The following is a 15,858-nucleotide window of genomic DNA, read 5'->3' on the forward strand; positions in this document are numbered from 1 at the left end:
CAAGTGCGGGAGGCGAAATTGCGGTCTGTAGTGGGGGAGTTGGGCCAAGTCGTTCGCCATTCGATGTTCATCGATGGCCGCTTTGCCGACTTTGATGCGGACGCGGTCGATGTCGAAAACCCTGCAAATGAAGAGATCGTAGCGCAGGTTCCAGATGGTGGTGCCATGCATGCCGATACGGCGGTCGGTGCGGCCCGCCGGGCTTTTGGCGCGTGGTCTGCGCGTCCGGCGATCGAGCGGGCGCAAATGGTCCGAAAGCTCGCCGAGGCCATTCGGGTCGACGCCGCGCGTCTGGCTGCTTTGATCACAGCCGAGCAGGGCAAGCCGATCTCGCAGGCCCGAGGTGAAGTGGATGCTGCCGTCACCTTTCTGTGCCATGCAGCAGAAGAAGCTCGGCGGATTTCGGGTGACATAGTGGCCTCGGACAACAGGTCCGAAGAAATCCAGATTCGGCGCCATCCCTATGGTGTTGTCGTTGCGCTGACGGCCTGGAACTATCCCTTGGCATTGGCCGCCAGGAAAATCGGGCCAGCGCTGGTCGCGGGCAACACCGTTGTTTTGTTGGGACATGAAATCACGCCGCTGTCGGGTCTTGCGGTCGCCGAGCTTGCGGACAGGGTCGGCTTTCCGCCCGGCGTTCTGAATGTTCTGACGGGGAAGGGGCCGGTGGTTGGGCAGCGGCTGGTCGAACACCCCGATACGTCACTGATCACGATGACCGGCAGCACGCGCGCCGGGAAAGAGATTTTTCGTACAGCGGCCGACCGGATCAAGGTTGTCCGGCTCGAGCTTGGGGGCAAGGCTCCGTTCATCGTGATGGAGGATGCGGATATTGACGCCGCCGTTTCGGCCGCCATTGCCGCCCGGTTTGCCAATTGCGGCCAAATCTGCACCTGCAACGAGCGTATGTATCTGCATCGCGGCATTGCGGATCAGTTCTTGGAAAAATTCCTGTCAGCAGCCCGCGCATTGTCGATCGGGGATCCGATGGAAGACTGCGACCTGGGGCCCAAAGTCAGCAAGGTCGAAGTGACCAAGGTCGCCAAAATCATCCAACGCAGCATCGCAGAGGGTGCCACGGTGCATCTCGAAGGTGGGCCTTTGACGGACGGCGCGCACAGCAAAGGGCACTGGATGTCCCCCACGGTTCTCGAGGTCTCCGACAACGGCAATGCCGCGATGCAGGAGGAGGTCTTTGGCCCCGTGGCGACAGCCATGCGAGTCGATGATTTTGATCAGGCGATAGCCTTTGCGAATGACACGTCTTTCGGGCTGTCCGCCTATCTCTTTACGGCAACGCACCGTCGATTGATGGAGGCCCCGAGCCGTTTGAAGTTCGGCGAACTTTACCTGAACCGCTCGAATGGCGAGGCCGTGCAGGGGTTTCACACTGGTTGGGGCCTGTCCGGGGTTGGGGGCGAAGACGGCGCCTATGGCTTCGATGGCTATCTGAGGAAACAGACGACTTACATGAATTGGGCATGACCTGAAAACTCGCGGTCAAAACGGAGGCGACCGCACCAATGGAGGAGGAATAACCATGAAACGAAGAACTCTTTTGATCTCGACGGTTGTCGCAGGTGCGCTGTTGGGCACCACGGCGATGGCACAGGATCTGCCGCCGCTTGAGCAGAAAGATCGCTACAAGGTCGGCTTTGCGCAGATGGAGTCGAACAATCCCTGGCGCATTGCCGAGACGAAATCGTTCCATGACACGGCCGAGGCCTGCGGCTGGGATCTTATCGCGACGGATGCGGCCGGATCTGCGGCCAAGCAGGTTGCGGATGTGGACAGCATGATCGCGCAAGGCATCGACGTCCTGTTCCTGCCCCCGCGGGAAGAAAAGCCGCTGATCCCGGCCGTTATGAAGGCTCGTGCCGCCGGCATTCCGACCTTTCTGGTGGACCGCTCGGTTGATCCAGCCGTCGCCAAGCCGGGCGAACATTTCGTGGCATTTCTTGGATCGGACTTCATTGATCAGGGCAACCGGGCCGCGCAATGGCTGATGGAGAATTTCGAGGGCGACAAAGGCATCATCGTCCAGTTGGAGGGCACGACAGGGTCCTCGCCTGCAAATGACCGCAAAAAGGGTTTCGACGACGCGATCGCAGCGGATGACCGTTTTGAGATCGTGGCCTCTCAGACCGGGGACTTTGCGCGCGACCTGGGTCGTCAGGTGATGGAAACCCTGCTGCAGGCGCATCCTGACGTGAACGTGGTCTACGCCCACAATGACGAGATGGCGATCGGCGCGATCCAGGCTCTGGAGCTGGCCGGCCGCAAACCCGGCGAGGACGTGACTATCGTTTCGATCGACGGGACACGCGATGCGCTTCAAGCCATCATCGACGGCAAGATGGGCGTCACCGTCGAAAGCTCGCCTTTCTTTGGCCCACTGGCCTGTGAAGTCATGAAGAAATACGCGGCTGGCGAGGCGATCCCGGAATGGGTGAAAGTCGAAGATCGCATCTTTACCAAGGACAACGCGGCCGATCACATCGACGAAGCCTATTGATTCTCCCTGGTGGGTGGTGCTGGCCTGTGGTCGGCGCCGCCTGCAAGCAATCGGAGGAAGACATCTCATGAATGCGCTCGTCTCGATGTCGGGAATTGAAAAGTCCTTTGCCGGCGTACCGGCACTCAGCCAGGCCAGCCTGGAGATCGCACCGGGCGAGGTTCATGCGCTGATCGGTCAGAACGGTGCCGGCAAATCGACGATGATCAAGGTCCTGACCGGAGTTTACGACCGGGATGCCGGCGACGTGCATCTGGCGGGTGTGCCGAGCCGCATCTCCACTCCGCGCGAAGCGCAGGAATCCGGAATTGCCACGATCTATCAAGAGCTCAACCTGGTGCCGCTGCGGTCAGTGACCGAGAACATCATCATGGGGTACGAGCCCAAACGTCTTGGCTTTCTGGTCGACTGGCGCGAAGGCAACAGGCGCGCACGCGAGGTTCTTGCGCGCTTTGGCATAGATATCGATGTGACCGAGCCGCTGGGAAATTTCTCGACGGCGATCCAGCAGTTGGTTGCGATTGCGCGGGCTGTGTCATTGGACGCAAAGCTGGTCATCATGGACGAACCCACCTCGTCATTGGATGCCAGCGAGGTCAAGGTTCTGTTCGGTGTGGTGCGCGAGTTAAAGAAACAGGGCGTTTCCGTCCTGTATGTCTCGCATTTTCTCGATGAGCTGTTCCAGATCTGCGACCGGGTCACAACGATGCGAGACGGCCGCACAGTCAGCACGCGCAACGTGCAGGACACGACCAAACTGGAAATGATCGCGGACATGCTGGGCCGCAACAAGGACGAGATCGCGGCAGACGGGCTCACGGACTTCGCCGGCGCCAAGGCCAAGAAAGGCGATATCGTTTTGCGGGCTGTCTCTGTCTCGACAGGCCCGCGACTGACGCATTTCGACCTCACGCTCCACCGCGGGGAGATCGTTGGGCTGGGCGGGCTTCTGGGCTCTGGCCGGACAGAGGCTGCGCGCGCGTTGTTCGGTGTGGACGGGGCCCGCAGCGGCGCAATCGAGCTGCACGGTGCGGTCGGGCAACCGTCCGGACCGGGTGACGCGATCGCAAACGGGGTCGGCTTTCTGACCGAAGATCGCAAGGCCGAAGGGATCATTCCTGACATGTCCGTGCGCGAGAACATGACGCTGGCCCTGCTGCCGAAACTGGCCAGCCGTGGTCAGATCGACTTTGCCCGCGAGCGCGAGATCGTTCAGGCCTTCATCGACGACCTGGGCATCAAGGCGGCGCATATGGACCAACCCATTCGCGAGTTGTCCGGCGGCAACCAGCAGAAGGTGCTTCTTGCCCGTTGGCTGGCGACACAGCCCGACATCCTGATACTCGACGAGCCGACCCGAGGCGTGGATGTCGGCGCCAAGCGAGAGATCCAATCTTTCATTCGGTCTTATGTCGAAAAGGGGTTCGGCGTTGTCCTCATCAGTTCGGAATTCGAAGAACTGGTGGAAGGCGCTGACCGCATCGTGGTCATGCACGAGGGGCGCTCGGTCAAGGAACTGACCAACCCCGGGATTACCGAGAATATACTGGTGCGCGCGCTTGCGCATCATGAAGAAGGAACTGGTTCATGGACCGCGCAATGAAATTGCCGCAACGGGTCGCATCGATGCCCTTCCGCTTTCATGGCGGCATCGCCGCGTTGGTCGCCCTGCTGGTGTTCAACGCGTTTTTCACCCCAAATTTCCTGCAGCTGCAGACCCTGTTCGTGAATATCAGTCAGGTTGCCACGATCGCCATCGTGGCCATGGGCATGACGCTTGTCATCGCCACGGGTGGGATCGATCTGTCGGTTGGCGCGGTCATGGCTTTGGCCGGGGCGCTGGCTCCGCTGATCTTTCTGTCGGATCTGGGCGCCGCCAATCCGATGCTCGGCGTCACTTTGGCCATTGTCCTGCCGCTGCTCGTCGCGGGTTTATGCGGGGTATTCAACGGCGTGATGGTTGCCGTGTTGAACGTGCAGCCCATTGTTGCGACGCTCATTCTCTTCATCTCGGGTCGCGGAATTGCCCAAGTCTTGACGAACGGGAACCTGCAGACATTTTCCAACCCTTCATTCAGTTATCTTGGAACCGGCAAGGTGCTTGGCTTGCCGTTCCAAGGGTGGCTGGCGCTGGCGATTGCCTGTGTGCTGTTTCGGGTGATCACCAGAACCACTTGGGGCCGCTACCTGCTGGCGATCGGCGGCAATGAACGTGCGGCCTATCTGGCGGGTGGTCCCGTCCGGCGGGTCAAGATCGGGGCCTATGTCATCTGCGCGGTGCTTGCAGGCCTTGCCGGTCTGATCGTGGTTGCGATCAACTCGGCCTCGGACGCCGCGCGCAACGGCAATCTGATGGAGCTTGATGCCATCGCGGCCGCTGTCGTTGGCGGGGCTCTTTTGCAAGGCGGGCGGGCGCCAATCTTTGGCGCCATTCTGGGTGCCGTGATCATCCAGTTGGTCAAATATACATTGCTGGCCAACGGAGTAGAGGACGAAGTTGCGCTAATTGCCAAGGCCGTCATCATTATCCTGGCCGTTTGGGTCCAGCAGTTCCGGAGGGCTTGATCGATGTTGGATGAAACGGCTTTTGACCTGCGAAAGTACCTTCGGCGCAATTCGGCCTCAGTGACGGTGTGGATCGCACTGCTGGCTTTGATTCTGTTCGGGCTGATGCGCTATGACAACTTTGGCAGCGCCTACAACTTCTCGTCTTTCCTGAACTACAACGCGATGTTCATCGCGATTGCGCTGGGCATGTGCTTCGTGATCATGACCGGCGGGATTGATCTGTCGGTTGGATCCGTGGCGGCCTTTACGTCGGTCGTTGCGGCTTATCTCAGCCCATACGGGATTCAGGTTGCCCTGCCGGGGGCCGTGCTTGCCGGGATTGGTTTCGGAGCGATCAACGCCTTTTGCATCATCGTCCTTCGCATCCCGCCTTTCATCGCCACGCTGGCCACCATGCTGGCCGCAAAAGGCGGCGCATTGGTGATTTCGGGCGCCCAGACAATTTCGGTCGATTGGGGGTCGAACTTCACCAAGCTTGGCATGGGGCAGGCGTTCGGCCTGTTTCCATGGGCAATCGTCATCGTGGCCGGACTGACGCTGGCACTTTGGCTGGTGCTGGAAAGAACAACCATCGGGCGGACCGTCTTGGCGATCGGTGGCAGCGAGGATGCCTCGAACCTCATGGGTCTGAAGGTGAACCGCGCCAAGGCTTTCGTCTACCTGCTTTCGGGTGGCTGTGCCGGGCTGGCTGGCGTCTTTCTGGCCTCGGGTTTTGGAGCAGGACAACCCCTTGAGGGCATCGGATGGGAATTGTCGGCCATCGCGTCCGTCGTTGTGGGCGGCACCTTGTTGTCAGGTGGGATGGGGTCGATCCCTGCAACCGTGGCCGGAGCGCTTTTGCTGGGTCTGGTGTTCAACGTTCTGAACTTTGAAAACGGTCAGGGCACCATTAGTTTCAGCGCCTATTGGCAGATGGTTATACGTGGAGGCTTTCTTTTTGCGGTCATCCTTTTACAGTCTCGGGTTATTGCCAGGCAGCAGAAGGTCTTGGGTTCGTGAATCGCATAGAAAGTGTTTCAGCGCGGCTGTTCAACGTCCCGCTCGCCGAAGTCCTGGTCGATGCCAAACACGGGGATCACACGTTCTTTCAATTGATCACCGTCACCATTCAAACGACGGATGGGGTCGAGGGGGTTGGGTATACCTATACGGGCGGCAAGGGCGGTCATGCCATCTTGGCGATGATCCAGCATGATCTGGCACCGTTCCTTGTAGGACAAGACGCGGAACAGATCGAAAGCCTGTACGATGCCATGCAGTGGCACGTGCACTACGTCGCACGGGGTGGGATAGCCTCGTTCGCTATCTCGGCCGTGGATATTGCCCTTTGGGACATTCGTGGCAGAGCGCAGAATGCACCGCTGTGGCAAATGGCGGGCGGAGCGTCCAGACGGTGCAAGGCCTATGCCGGCGGGATCGACCTGAATTTCTCGTTGGAGAAACTGCTGCGCCAGACCGAAGGCTACCTTGCGCGTGGGTTCAACGCGGTCAAGATCAAGGTTGGGCAACCGGATCTTGCCGACGATCTTGCACGTGCCCGGGCAGTGCGCGAGATGCTGGGGCCGGATCGGTTCTTCATGGTCGACGCGAATTACTCCATGAGCGTCGAGCAGGCCATCGAGGCCGCCCAGGGGTTCGCCGACTGCGATATCCTGTGGTTCGAGGAGCCGACAATTCCAGACGATTACAAAGGCTATGGCCGAATTGCCGAAGCCACGGGCGTTCCCCTTGCAATGGGTGAAAACCTGCACACGATTCACGAATTCGAGTATGCCTTCGATGACGCCAAGCTGAGTTTCATCCAGCCCGATGCCTCAAACTGTGGCGGCATTACCGGCTGGTTGCGCGTGGCCGCGCTGAGCGCCCAGCACGGCATTCCGGTTTGTAGCCATGGTATGCAGGAGCTGCACGTCAGCCTTGTTTCGGCGCAACCCAATTCGGGTTGGCTGGAAGTACACTCATTCCCGATAGACCAGTACACGACCCGTCCGCTTGTCGTGGAAGACTGCCTTGCCGTGGCCCCGGATACGCCGGGGACCGGAGTGGAATTCGACTGGGACAAACTGAATGCGGAACACAGGGAGATGCATACATGACGACCCAGACGATCTCTGCGGCGTACTACAGGGGCAACAAGAGCTTTGCCGTGGAACAGGCCCAGGCGACAGCTCCGGGCCCCGGCGAGGCCGCCATTCGCGTAGCATATTGCGGGATTTGCGGGACGGATATGCACGTCTACCACGGCAACATGGATGCCCGTGTCGGTCTGAACCGGGTAATCGGGCACGAGATGTCCGGTGTCGTCGAAGCGGTGGGCGAGGGCGTCGATACGGTAAAACCCGGCCAGAAGGTCGTGGTCCGACCGCTGGATCACTGCGGCGAATGTCCAGCCTGCAAACGCGGGCATCAGCATATTTGTCAGAACCTCAAGTTTCTCGGCCTCGATACCGATGGTGCCATGCAAGAGATCTGGACCGTTCCGGCCCATACGTTGCACGTTCTGCCGGATGACTTGCGCATGGATCACGCGGCGCTGATCGAGCCGGTCGCCGTTGCTTGCCACGATGTGCGGCTGTCTGGACTGCAGCCTGGCGAGGATGTCGTCGTCATCGGCGGTGGCCCGATCGGCATCCTGGTTGCCATGGTTGCGCGGGACGCGGGCGGAAACGTCGTGATTTCCGAAGTGAACCCAAACCGCTTGGCCATTGCCGAAAAGCTTGGTTTTGAAACGATCAACCCAACCGAGACCGATCTGGTGGCCACGATCAACGCGCGCACGGGCGACAAAGGGGCGGATGTGGTTTTCGAGGTATCGGGAACGCAGCCCGGTGTTGATGCGATGACCGCCGTTGCCGCGACGCGGGCCCGGATCGTGATGGTCGCGATCCATGCTCAAAAACCCCAGATCGACCTGTTCCAATTCTTCTGGCGAGAGCTGCAACTGATTGGTGCTCGGGTCTATGAGCCGGAGGATTACGAGAAGGCGATTGCAGTTGTCGCCTCGGGCGGAGTGGATGCGGATGTCGTGATCACTGATGTCAGCCCTCTGGCAGACATTCAGGCCGCGTTCGAAGCACTGGATCGCAGCCCAACCGCAATGAAAAGCCTGATCGAAGTAGGACCGCGTTCATGAGTGTTTTGCAAAGTTTCGACCTGACGGGAAAAACGGCACTTGTGACCGGGTGCAAACGCGGCATCGGGCGCGGCATGGCCGAGGCATTGGCATCGGCCGGAGCTGATATCATCGGAGTGTCCGCCTCGCTCGAGCTGTCCGGCTCGGAGGTCGAAAAAGCCGTCACGGTGATGGGGCGCAGTTTCCGGGCTTACCAATGCGACTTCTCGGACCGCTCCGCGCTGCATGGGTTCATTGATCAGTTGAGAGCAGATGGACAAACCCCTGATATCCTTGTCAACAATGCCGGTACGATCAAACGCAAGCCAGCCGCCGAACACCCGGACGACTGGTGGGACGAAGTGATTGAGGTCAACCTGTCCTCGCAGTTCGTTCTGTCCCGTGAGATCGGCAAGGACATGCTGGCGCGCGGCTCGGGCAAGATCATCTTCACCGCATCGCTGCTGACGTTTCAGGGCGGCATCACCGTTCCCGGATATGCGGCCTCGAAAGGTGGGATCGGACAGCTGACGAAGGCCTTGGCCAATGAGTGGGCCGGGCAGGGTGTGAACGTGAATGCAATCGCCCCCGGCTACATCGCAACCGACAACACCCAAGCCCTGCAGGACGATCCGGTTCGGTCGAAGTCGATCCTGGAACGAACACCCCAGGGCCGTTGGGGTACGCCAGGTGATTTTGCTGGACCTGTAGTCTTTCTGGCTTCTGCAGCGTCGGACTACGTCAACGGTGAAATCCTTGTTGTCGACGGGGGTTGGATGGGGCGGTAGCGCCGTCAACTCTCCATGTGAGCCAACGCCTCAAGTCCCGATGTAGTGAACCTTCAATCGCCGCGTCTTTGGTGCTTCGCGATGTTCGAACAGGTACAGGCTTTGAACGCGGCCCAGCGGAAGCTGTCCCTGTTCGACCGGTATCGACACCTGCGTTTGCGTCAACAGCGCCCGCAGATGCGATGGCGCGTTGTCGTCTTCGCTCGGGCGGTGGTGATACTTGCCTGGTGACTTGGGGACCAGTTCTTCGAAGAACGTCTCGATATCCTTGACCACCTCGGGATCGGCATTGGCCTGTACCAACAGCGCAGCACCCGTGTGGACGCACCAAAGGGTCAGCAGGCCCGAGACAAACTCATGTTCGGAAACCGCACGCTGAACCACCCCGCTGATGTCGGTCAGGGATTTGCCGGGCGTTTCAATGGACAACTCAAAAGACTCTTGCTTCATCCATCAGATCCTTTCCTTGATCTTGCGGGAATGCGCCCAGCTTTCCGCACCCCATACGGCATTCAACTTTGAGGCTTAAGTATCTGATTTGTAAAACTCTAGAGCTTTCATTCATGCAAACAGGTTTTTGAACCGGTCTATGCACAGACGAAACCCATCATCGAAATTTCCGTTGCCGGGATGATAAACGCTTTCGAAGGAAATCACGCCTTCATAGCCGTCGGATCGGAGCGCGTCCGCGATGGGTTGGAACAGAGGCGCAAGCTGACCTTCCCCCATGCGGCGCACTTCCAGCGTTGCCCGCGGTGTATCGACCTTTACGTCCTTGATGTGAATGTGCCCCAGATAGCCGCCGCGCAGTTCTTCGTAACCGTCCGGGTATGCCAGTTCATGGCACCAGCAGTTGTTTCCGGGGTCCCAAAGAACTTTCAACGCATCCTTTGCATCCAACTCGTCGATCAGTTTGCGGGCGGTATAGTTCGAATTGACCAGCGTGCCGTTTCCGGTTTCCACGACAAGCGTCACGCCCTCAGCCCTGGCCAGTTCAACCGCCGGCGCGATCAGCGGTGGCATCGAGTCCCATACCCCATGCGCGACGTTCCACTTCTCGGCGCCGTTTTTTCCCCAGAGTATCTGCTCTTTTCGTTGGGTCATGATCCGAACCAGCGGAGACCCCACGACATGCGCCATGTCGATCACGCGTTTCAAGGCGTCCATGTGTCGGGTGTGCAGCTCGTCACCGGGCCTGTTGGCAGCTGTCATCCCCGCGAAGATATGGCGCGACAGACAGGAAACAGGCTTGCCCCGGTCGCGCAAGAGCGCGTCGATCTCGGCAATTTCCTGCGGGGAATGGTCCCCGACCTCGGTGTCGCCTACGAACTGAAGTTCTGCATAGTCCAGACCGAATTCGTCCATCACGTCCACGGCATGCCGCAGATCGCGGGAAATGCCGTCGCAAATTACACCTAATTTCATGTCCGGCCCCTCAGCGATGCAATTCTGCGCCAACGATCTCTTCGATGACGCGGGTACACACCCAGTTGTCGCCGTTCGGGTATTTGGTTTTTCCGGCGTGAAAGATCTGCATTGCGGACGAGGCGGTATGCATTGGAACGCCCAACGCACCGGCCAGGGCCAGCGAGATCGTCAGGTCCTTGTGCATCGTTGCGATATGGCTGCCAGTGGCTTCGAACTTGCGATCAATGATGTTTTCAAGGGCGGTGTTCACGACACCGCACCCAGCACTGGAGGATGAGAACACGTCAAGCAATGCCTGACCGCTGACACCGGCTTTGGCCGCGAGGGCCGCAGCCTCGAATGTGGCGGAAAAGATCGATCCGATCAGGGATTGCAGGCAGGCTTTCACGGTTTGCCCGTCACCGGCGTTTTCTCCAACCCGGTGTATGGTTGCCGACACTGCTTGCATGACTTCGGCATTTTGGTCCAGCACATCCGCAGCACCGGCAGCCATCATCGTCAATGTGCCGTTCTGCGCGCCGGGAAACCCACCCGAGACCGGAGTGTCGATCAGGTTGATGCCCGAACCCTCCATGTCTCGCCCGATGGCGCTTGCTTCGGCCGGGGTAATGGTCGCCGACAGGATCACAGTTCCGCCTTCGGCCATGTTCGCAACCAGTCCGTTTTCTCCCAGAATGACATCGCGGGCCTGATCTCCGTTCATCACCATGACGAACACGCTGGCGGCGTGACGGCCGACCTGTCCCACGCTGTCCCTGGCCAGGCCGCCCATGTCGGCTAATGCCTTCATACGCGTCTCACTCAAGTCGAAACCAGATGTTTCAAAGCCATTCTTGATCAGGTTCTTGGCAAGGCCGCTGCCCATGTCGCCAAGACCGATTACGCCTGCGGTTTTCATTTGGAGTCCTCCCGTTCTTTCGTCTTTGCCGTCTGGCAGACGTTTCGAAAAATGATGCTCAATTGCATCGGTTTTCGCGGGAGTTTCACGCGTCTTGAACAGACGTCGGGCGAGTCCGGAAGACACCCCGCTGCCCGTTTACGTACCGTAAGTAAACGAACAATGCCGCGCACAGGCAAGCAAAGAAGTGATACGGGTGGAAAGAAACTGCCTGATCCGACGTGTCAGGAAAACGCCGCCATGATGCCGCGCAATTCCGCCAACCCGCGCATTCGTCCGATCAGCGGATAGCCGGGAGTGCTGTGTCCGCCCAGATCGCTCAGCAGCTCTTGTCCGTGGTCGGGTCGCATCGGAATTTGCCAGTCGTCTCGCCCTTGGGATTTGCGGCGGCGTTGTTCGTCCATCAGCTCGCGAATGGTTCCGACCATGTCGGTGTCGCCCTCCAGATGCGCAGCCTCATAGAAATCCGGCTTCTGTCTGTCCGACCCCGCGATGCGTCGGGTATTCCGAAGATGGGCAAAGTGAATCCGGTCGCCATGCCGGCGCACGAACTCCGGCCCATCGAATTCAGGGGAAACACCCAGCGATCCGGTACACAAGGTTGCGCCGTTCGCGGGCATATCAACCGCATCCAGTACGGCGCCGTAGTCCTCGGTACTGGACATGATCCTTGGAAGACCGAGCAACGAGAAGGGCGGATCATCGGGATGACAGCACAAGCGCAGCCCCAATTGTTGGGCGACCGGGGCGACCTCAGACAGGAAGTCGATGAGGTTTGCGCGCAGTCGGTCACGGTCTATCTCGGCATATGTCTGCAGCAAGGCGCGTACGTCCTCTACGCTCCACTGATCGTTGGCGCCGGGCAGCCCCGCGGTGACATTGTGCTGCAACTGGGCCTTGGAGACATCCGACATGCCTATGAAGCGATCCTTGGCCGCTTGCTGAACGGCTTTGGAGTAGTCTTCGGACGCGCCGGGACGTTCAAGAATATGTATGTCGAAAACTGCAAAATCGGTCAGGTCGAACAGCATGGCCGTTCCGCCATGCGGCTGCAGGGCGCGAAGGGCGGTGCGCGTCCAATCCAGGATCGGCATGAAGTTGTAGCAAACAACTTTGATGCCACGGGCGGACAGGGCCCTGAGGCTGGACTTGTACGCCTGCAGATGCTCGGCCATGTCCGCCGACTGGGTCTTGATCGCCTCTGAGACGGGCAGGCTTTCGACAACGTCCCAACTGTACCCGGCCGCAGCCAGAACTGCCTGCCGATCGGCGATGCTCGGTTCGTCCCAGGGCAGTCCCGGCGGGATGTGATGCAGCGCGGTGACGATACCCTGAACCCCGACCTGATGGAGATCGGCCAGAGCGATCGGATCCTCGGGTCCGAACCAACGCCAACATTGTTTCATGGCAGCCATCCTTCATACAGCGGGTGATCGGGCCTGATGGGAAGGGCAACGCGCTGCCCGGTGCGCGCAGCGTGATAAATCGCCGTCACAAGGCCGATGGACGCAGCGCCATCCTTCAGCGTAACGGCCGAATTTGCCTCGGACCGCAGCGCCTTGCCGACTTCGGTAAAAAATCCTTCGAAACCAGTTGGCTCGGCGGCGGAGGCCGCAAGAACCTCGTCGACAGCGGCTTGATCTACGGGGTCCCGCGCGACGAAAGTCCAGGGCGTTTGACCCGGAGCATAAGGTTCGGTGCCAGAAGTGGCAGTCAAATTTTCAAAGACGAACCGCAGGCGGGTTTCGTCCGTGGCTGCGCCTAGTGTGATATTGCTTGTGCACAAAGCGCCGGAACTCATGCCGAAGCAGATCGCGGCGCAGTCTTCGGTCTCGATCGGGTTGACCCGCGTTGTGGTCATTGCAGAAACCCAGGCGATATCACCCGCGATATGAGTCAGCAGATCATGGTTGTGGATGGCATGGCCCAGAACCGCGCCGCCGCGTTCACCGGCCCATGTCCCCCGCCACGGTACCGCGTAATAGTCCGCCCCTCGGGACCAATGGGTTTCAAGCGCGGCAGTTTGGACCGCTCCGGTCAGGCCCGCGCGTTGCAGGTGGCGCAATTGGGCCAGTGACGGGCCCCACCGGTATTGAAAGACCGGAAACACCTGCTTGCCCGCGCTGCTTGCGGCTGCCGTGATCCGATCCACATCCTGCATCGAGGTCGCAAGAGGCTTCTCGCAAACAACGTGTTTTCCAGCAGCCAATGCTGCAAGCGTGGTCGGCACATGCAGATGGGGCGGCAGGCAGAGGTCGATGACATCAATCGTCGGATCATCCAGAGCGTCCTGAATGTTGGTCAATGCTCGAAAACCCGAGTTCTGCCGTATCTGTTCGATCCGGTCGATATTCTGGTCGACCACGGCGGCTACGCAAAAGGTGCGGTCAAGCCGTTCCAGCGCGTCCAGATGTTGCGCACCGATACCTGCGCCGAGGATCGCAACGTTGATCATCTGCGTTCCGCCATTTCCTGCGCGCGCAGTGCCAGTTCCATGACCGTAAAGCAGTGGGTCTGCGTCATTGCGGTTTCGGTCCGGTTGAGGATGTCATCGGCGAGGCGCGAAAAGTAGGGAAGGCCGGCGTCGGATGCGTCGATCTTTTGGCAGGTGTCACCATTAACGAGGATCAGATGATCTGTCCCCGGGGCTCCACCCACATCGACGTATTTCCGCAACTCGATGTATCCTTCGGTGCCTAGGATCGTCAGACGACCATCCCCCCAGTTTGGCAAGGCATCCGGCGTAAACCAGTCAACCCGGATGTACCCGGTTCCATTCTCGCTGCGCAGATTGATCTCGCCGAAATCCTGCAATCCGGGATCGCTCGGGTTTGCGTAGTTTGCCACATAAGCGTTTGTGATTTCGGCGGTTTTCGAACCCGTGTAGTGCAGGAACTGATCAATCTGATGCGAGGCGATGTCGGTCAGAATGCCGCCGTAGCAGTCGCGCCGAAAAAACCATTCCGGCCGGGTCGCTCGGTTCAATCGGTGCGGGCCAAGTCCGACCGTCTGGACCACGCGCCCGATGGCACCGGCCTCGACCAGCTCGATTGCCCGGGTGCTGACGGGCGTTTCGAACCGCTCCGAGAAGTTCACCGACCAGATCCGACCGGTGTCTGCGACCGCTCTTTTGATCTGGTCGAGTTGTTCGAACGTCGTGCAGCCCGGCTTGTCGCTCATGACATCCATGCCGTTCTGCATCGCGCGGACCGCCAACGCGGCCCTATCTGCCGGTATCGCTGAAATCAGTGCCAGATCCGCGCCGCAGGTCAGGGCGTCTTCCAGTTGGGCCAGCCGCGGAATATCGGGAAACCTTTTGACGTAGCCCGCCAGCGTCTCCGGATCGCCCTGTGTCCAATAGCCAATGCAGTCTACGCCGATTTTGCGCATGTTTTCCGTCATGCCGTAGATATGGCGGTGGTCGAGGCCAAGGGCGACGCAGGTCAGGCTCATGAGATGACTCGTGTTTTCTGGCCGGTTCGATTGGCGATCTGCATCGCGTCGATGACGGCGTGGGTCAAAAGGGCACTGCGTCCGGTGGCCATAGGTTGCGTTCCACTGGAAACGGCCTCGGCGAAGTCCTCGATGACCGCCTGGTGCCAGGCATGTGTGAACGCCATGGGATCGGCCCCTCCGCCTGTGGCGGCGGTTTCGCCGACCGTGGATTCCCGGCCGTCGAAAGTGGTCACGGTCAGGACACCTGAATCCAGATGCGCTTTGGCTAGGGTTCCCTGGATCGTGAGGGACTCAGCAGACCCGGGATATTCGGCGGTAGTTGCCATCAACGTTCCCACCGCGCCGTTGTCCATTTCAAAGACTGCACCTGCCCAATCCTCGGCCTCGAGATTGTGTAGAGGAGTTTTTCTCATCACGGCCTGAATGTCCGAGATCGGCCCTAGCAGCCACATCGCAAGGTCAAGCGTGTGGATCGCCTGCGAGATCATGACGCCGCCTCCGTCGCGTGCATAAGTGCCGCGACCCGGTTCGTCATAGTAGCTCTGATCGCGCCACCAGGGGACACGAATCTCGACCGTGGCGATCGCGCCCAGCTCACCCTGTTCAATGGCTGATTTCAGCGCCTGCGACGCGGCGCGTGCGCGGTGCTGAAAGACGATGCCCAGCGGCACACCAGACACCTCGCACTGCTCGACAATGGCTTTCGCGGCGCCCAGAGTTCTTTCAATGGGCTTTTCCATCAGGATCGGTTTCGACGCGGTCGAAAGAATCCGTACCAACTCAGTGCGCTGATCGGGCGGGGTTGCGATGATCGCAAAGTCGACCTTTGGGTCGTTTGCGATTTCCTCGACCGAGCCGAATGCGCGGGTCTCGTTTCGCCGCGCGAACGCAGCGGTCTTGCCAGGGTCGCGCCCAAGGACTCCGGCAAGACTGAGGCCTTGATCCGATGCCCGAATGGCGGCGACATGCGTGCCCGAAACCATCCCCAAACCAATCAGCGCAATATTCATTCAATCCCCCGGATCACCCGGTCAGTCTGCGGGTTCGAACGGGAAAGATGCAACCATTAAAAACTGTGTTAACAATTGCGGGC

General features: G+C 59.7%; 15 protein-coding genes. 8 read left to right on the forward strand and 7 right to left on the reverse strand.

Translation table 11 applies throughout. The annotated features are described in order from the left end of the window. The first annotated feature begins 39 nt into the window (after nt 1-39). From K3752_RS06075 to K3752_RS06110, 8 genes are all read left to right on the forward strand, one after another. The gene (locus K3752_RS06075) at nt 40-1,485 is read left to right on the forward strand and encodes an aldehyde dehydrogenase family protein (protein WP_260065557.1); all 1,446 of its coding nucleotides are present in this window, start codon (nt 40-42) and stop codon (nt 1,483-1,485) included. A gap of 55 nt (nt 1,486-1,540) precedes the next feature. Beyond that, complete coding sequence (locus K3752_RS06080) at nt 1,541-2,515, forward strand: ABC transporter substrate-binding protein (RefSeq protein WP_170363761.1); 975 nt, start codon at nt 1,541-1,543, stop codon at nt 2,513-2,515. 67 nt (nt 2,516-2,582) lie between these two features. Next, nucleotides 2,583-4,118 carry a sugar ABC transporter ATP-binding protein gene (locus tag K3752_RS06085; RefSeq protein WP_254432858.1) on the forward strand — a complete coding sequence of 512 codons (1,536 nt, stop codon included), beginning with the start codon at nt 2,583-2,585 and terminating at the stop codon, nt 4,116-4,118. Next, entirely contained in the window at nt 4,103-5,080 is a 978-nt protein-coding gene (locus K3752_RS06090) for an ABC transporter permease (protein WP_260065560.1), read from the forward strand. Before K3752_RS06085 ends, K3752_RS06090 begins: the two co-directional genes overlap by 16 nt. A 3-nt stretch (nt 5,081-5,083) precedes the next feature. Further along, nucleotides 5,084-6,082: an ABC transporter permease gene (locus K3752_RS06095; RefSeq protein WP_260065562.1), complete on the forward strand. Its 999-nt coding sequence runs from the start codon at nt 5,084-5,086 to the stop codon at nt 6,080-6,082. Next, nucleotides 6,079-7,179: a mandelate racemase/muconate lactonizing enzyme family protein gene (locus K3752_RS06100; protein ID WP_260065564.1), complete on the forward strand. Its 1,101-nt coding sequence runs from the start codon at nt 6,079-6,081 to the stop codon at nt 7,177-7,179. Before K3752_RS06095 ends, K3752_RS06100 begins: the two co-directional genes overlap by 4 nt. Beyond that, on the forward strand, nt 7,176-8,216 hold the full coding sequence (locus K3752_RS06105) for a zinc-binding dehydrogenase (protein ID WP_260065566.1): 1,041 nt from the start codon (nt 7,176-7,178) through the stop codon (nt 8,214-8,216). Before K3752_RS06100 ends, K3752_RS06105 begins: the two co-directional genes overlap by 4 nt. Continuing rightward, entirely contained in the window at nt 8,213-8,983 is a 771-nt protein-coding gene (locus K3752_RS06110) for an SDR family oxidoreductase (protein ID WP_260065568.1), read from the forward strand. Before K3752_RS06105 ends, K3752_RS06110 begins: the two co-directional genes overlap by 4 nt. Nucleotides 8,984-9,013: 30 nt before the next feature. On the opposite strand, the gene K3752_RS06115 is transcribed toward K3752_RS06110, so the two are convergent. The 7 genes from K3752_RS06115 to K3752_RS06145 all read right to left on the reverse strand — a co-directional run bounded on the left by K3752_RS06115 (nt 9,014) and on the right by K3752_RS06145 (nt 15,775). Next, the gene (locus K3752_RS06115) at nt 9,014-9,433 is read right to left on the reverse strand and encodes a secondary thiamine-phosphate synthase enzyme YjbQ (protein WP_170389623.1); all 420 of its coding nucleotides are present in this window, start codon (nt 9,431-9,433) and stop codon (nt 9,014-9,016) included. 111 nt (nt 9,434-9,544) lie between these two features. Beyond that, nucleotides 9,545-10,408 (reverse strand): sugar phosphate isomerase/epimerase, encoded by an 864-nt coding sequence (locus tag K3752_RS06120; protein ID WP_260065572.1) that lies wholly within the window; start codon nt 10,406-10,408, stop codon nt 9,545-9,547. 10 nt (nt 10,409-10,418) lie between these two features. Next, nucleotides 10,419-11,309, reverse strand: a complete 891-nt coding sequence (locus K3752_RS06125) for an NAD(P)-dependent oxidoreductase (protein WP_260065574.1) — start codon at nt 11,307-11,309, stop codon at nt 10,419-10,421. Nucleotides 11,310-11,533: 224 nt separating this feature from the next. Beyond that, entirely contained in the window at nt 11,534-12,715 is a 1,182-nt protein-coding gene (uxuA, locus tag K3752_RS06130; protein ID WP_260065576.1) for a mannonate dehydratase, read from the reverse strand. After that, on the reverse strand, nt 12,712-13,764 hold the full coding sequence (locus K3752_RS06135; protein ID WP_170586068.1) for a Gfo/Idh/MocA family protein: 1,053 nt from the start codon (nt 13,762-13,764) through the stop codon (nt 12,712-12,714). The genes uxuA and K3752_RS06135 overlap by 4 nt, the downstream gene beginning before the upstream one ends. After that, the gene (locus K3752_RS06140) at nt 13,761-14,762 is read right to left on the reverse strand and encodes a Gfo/Idh/MocA family protein (RefSeq protein WP_260065579.1); all 1,002 of its coding nucleotides are present in this window, start codon (nt 14,760-14,762) and stop codon (nt 13,761-13,763) included. The genes K3752_RS06135 and K3752_RS06140 overlap by 4 nt, the downstream gene beginning before the upstream one ends. After that, nucleotides 14,759-15,775 (reverse strand): Gfo/Idh/MocA family protein, encoded by a 1,017-nt coding sequence (locus K3752_RS06145; protein WP_260065581.1) that lies wholly within the window; start codon nt 15,773-15,775, stop codon nt 14,759-14,761. The genes K3752_RS06140 and K3752_RS06145 overlap by 4 nt, the downstream gene beginning before the upstream one ends. Between the last annotated feature and the right edge of the window lie 83 nt (nt 15,776-15,858).

The organism is Ruegeria sp. B32, assembly GCF_025141855.1.
GTDB lineage: Bacteria > Pseudomonadota > Alphaproteobacteria > Rhodobacterales > Rhodobacteraceae > Ruegeria > Ruegeria arenilitoris.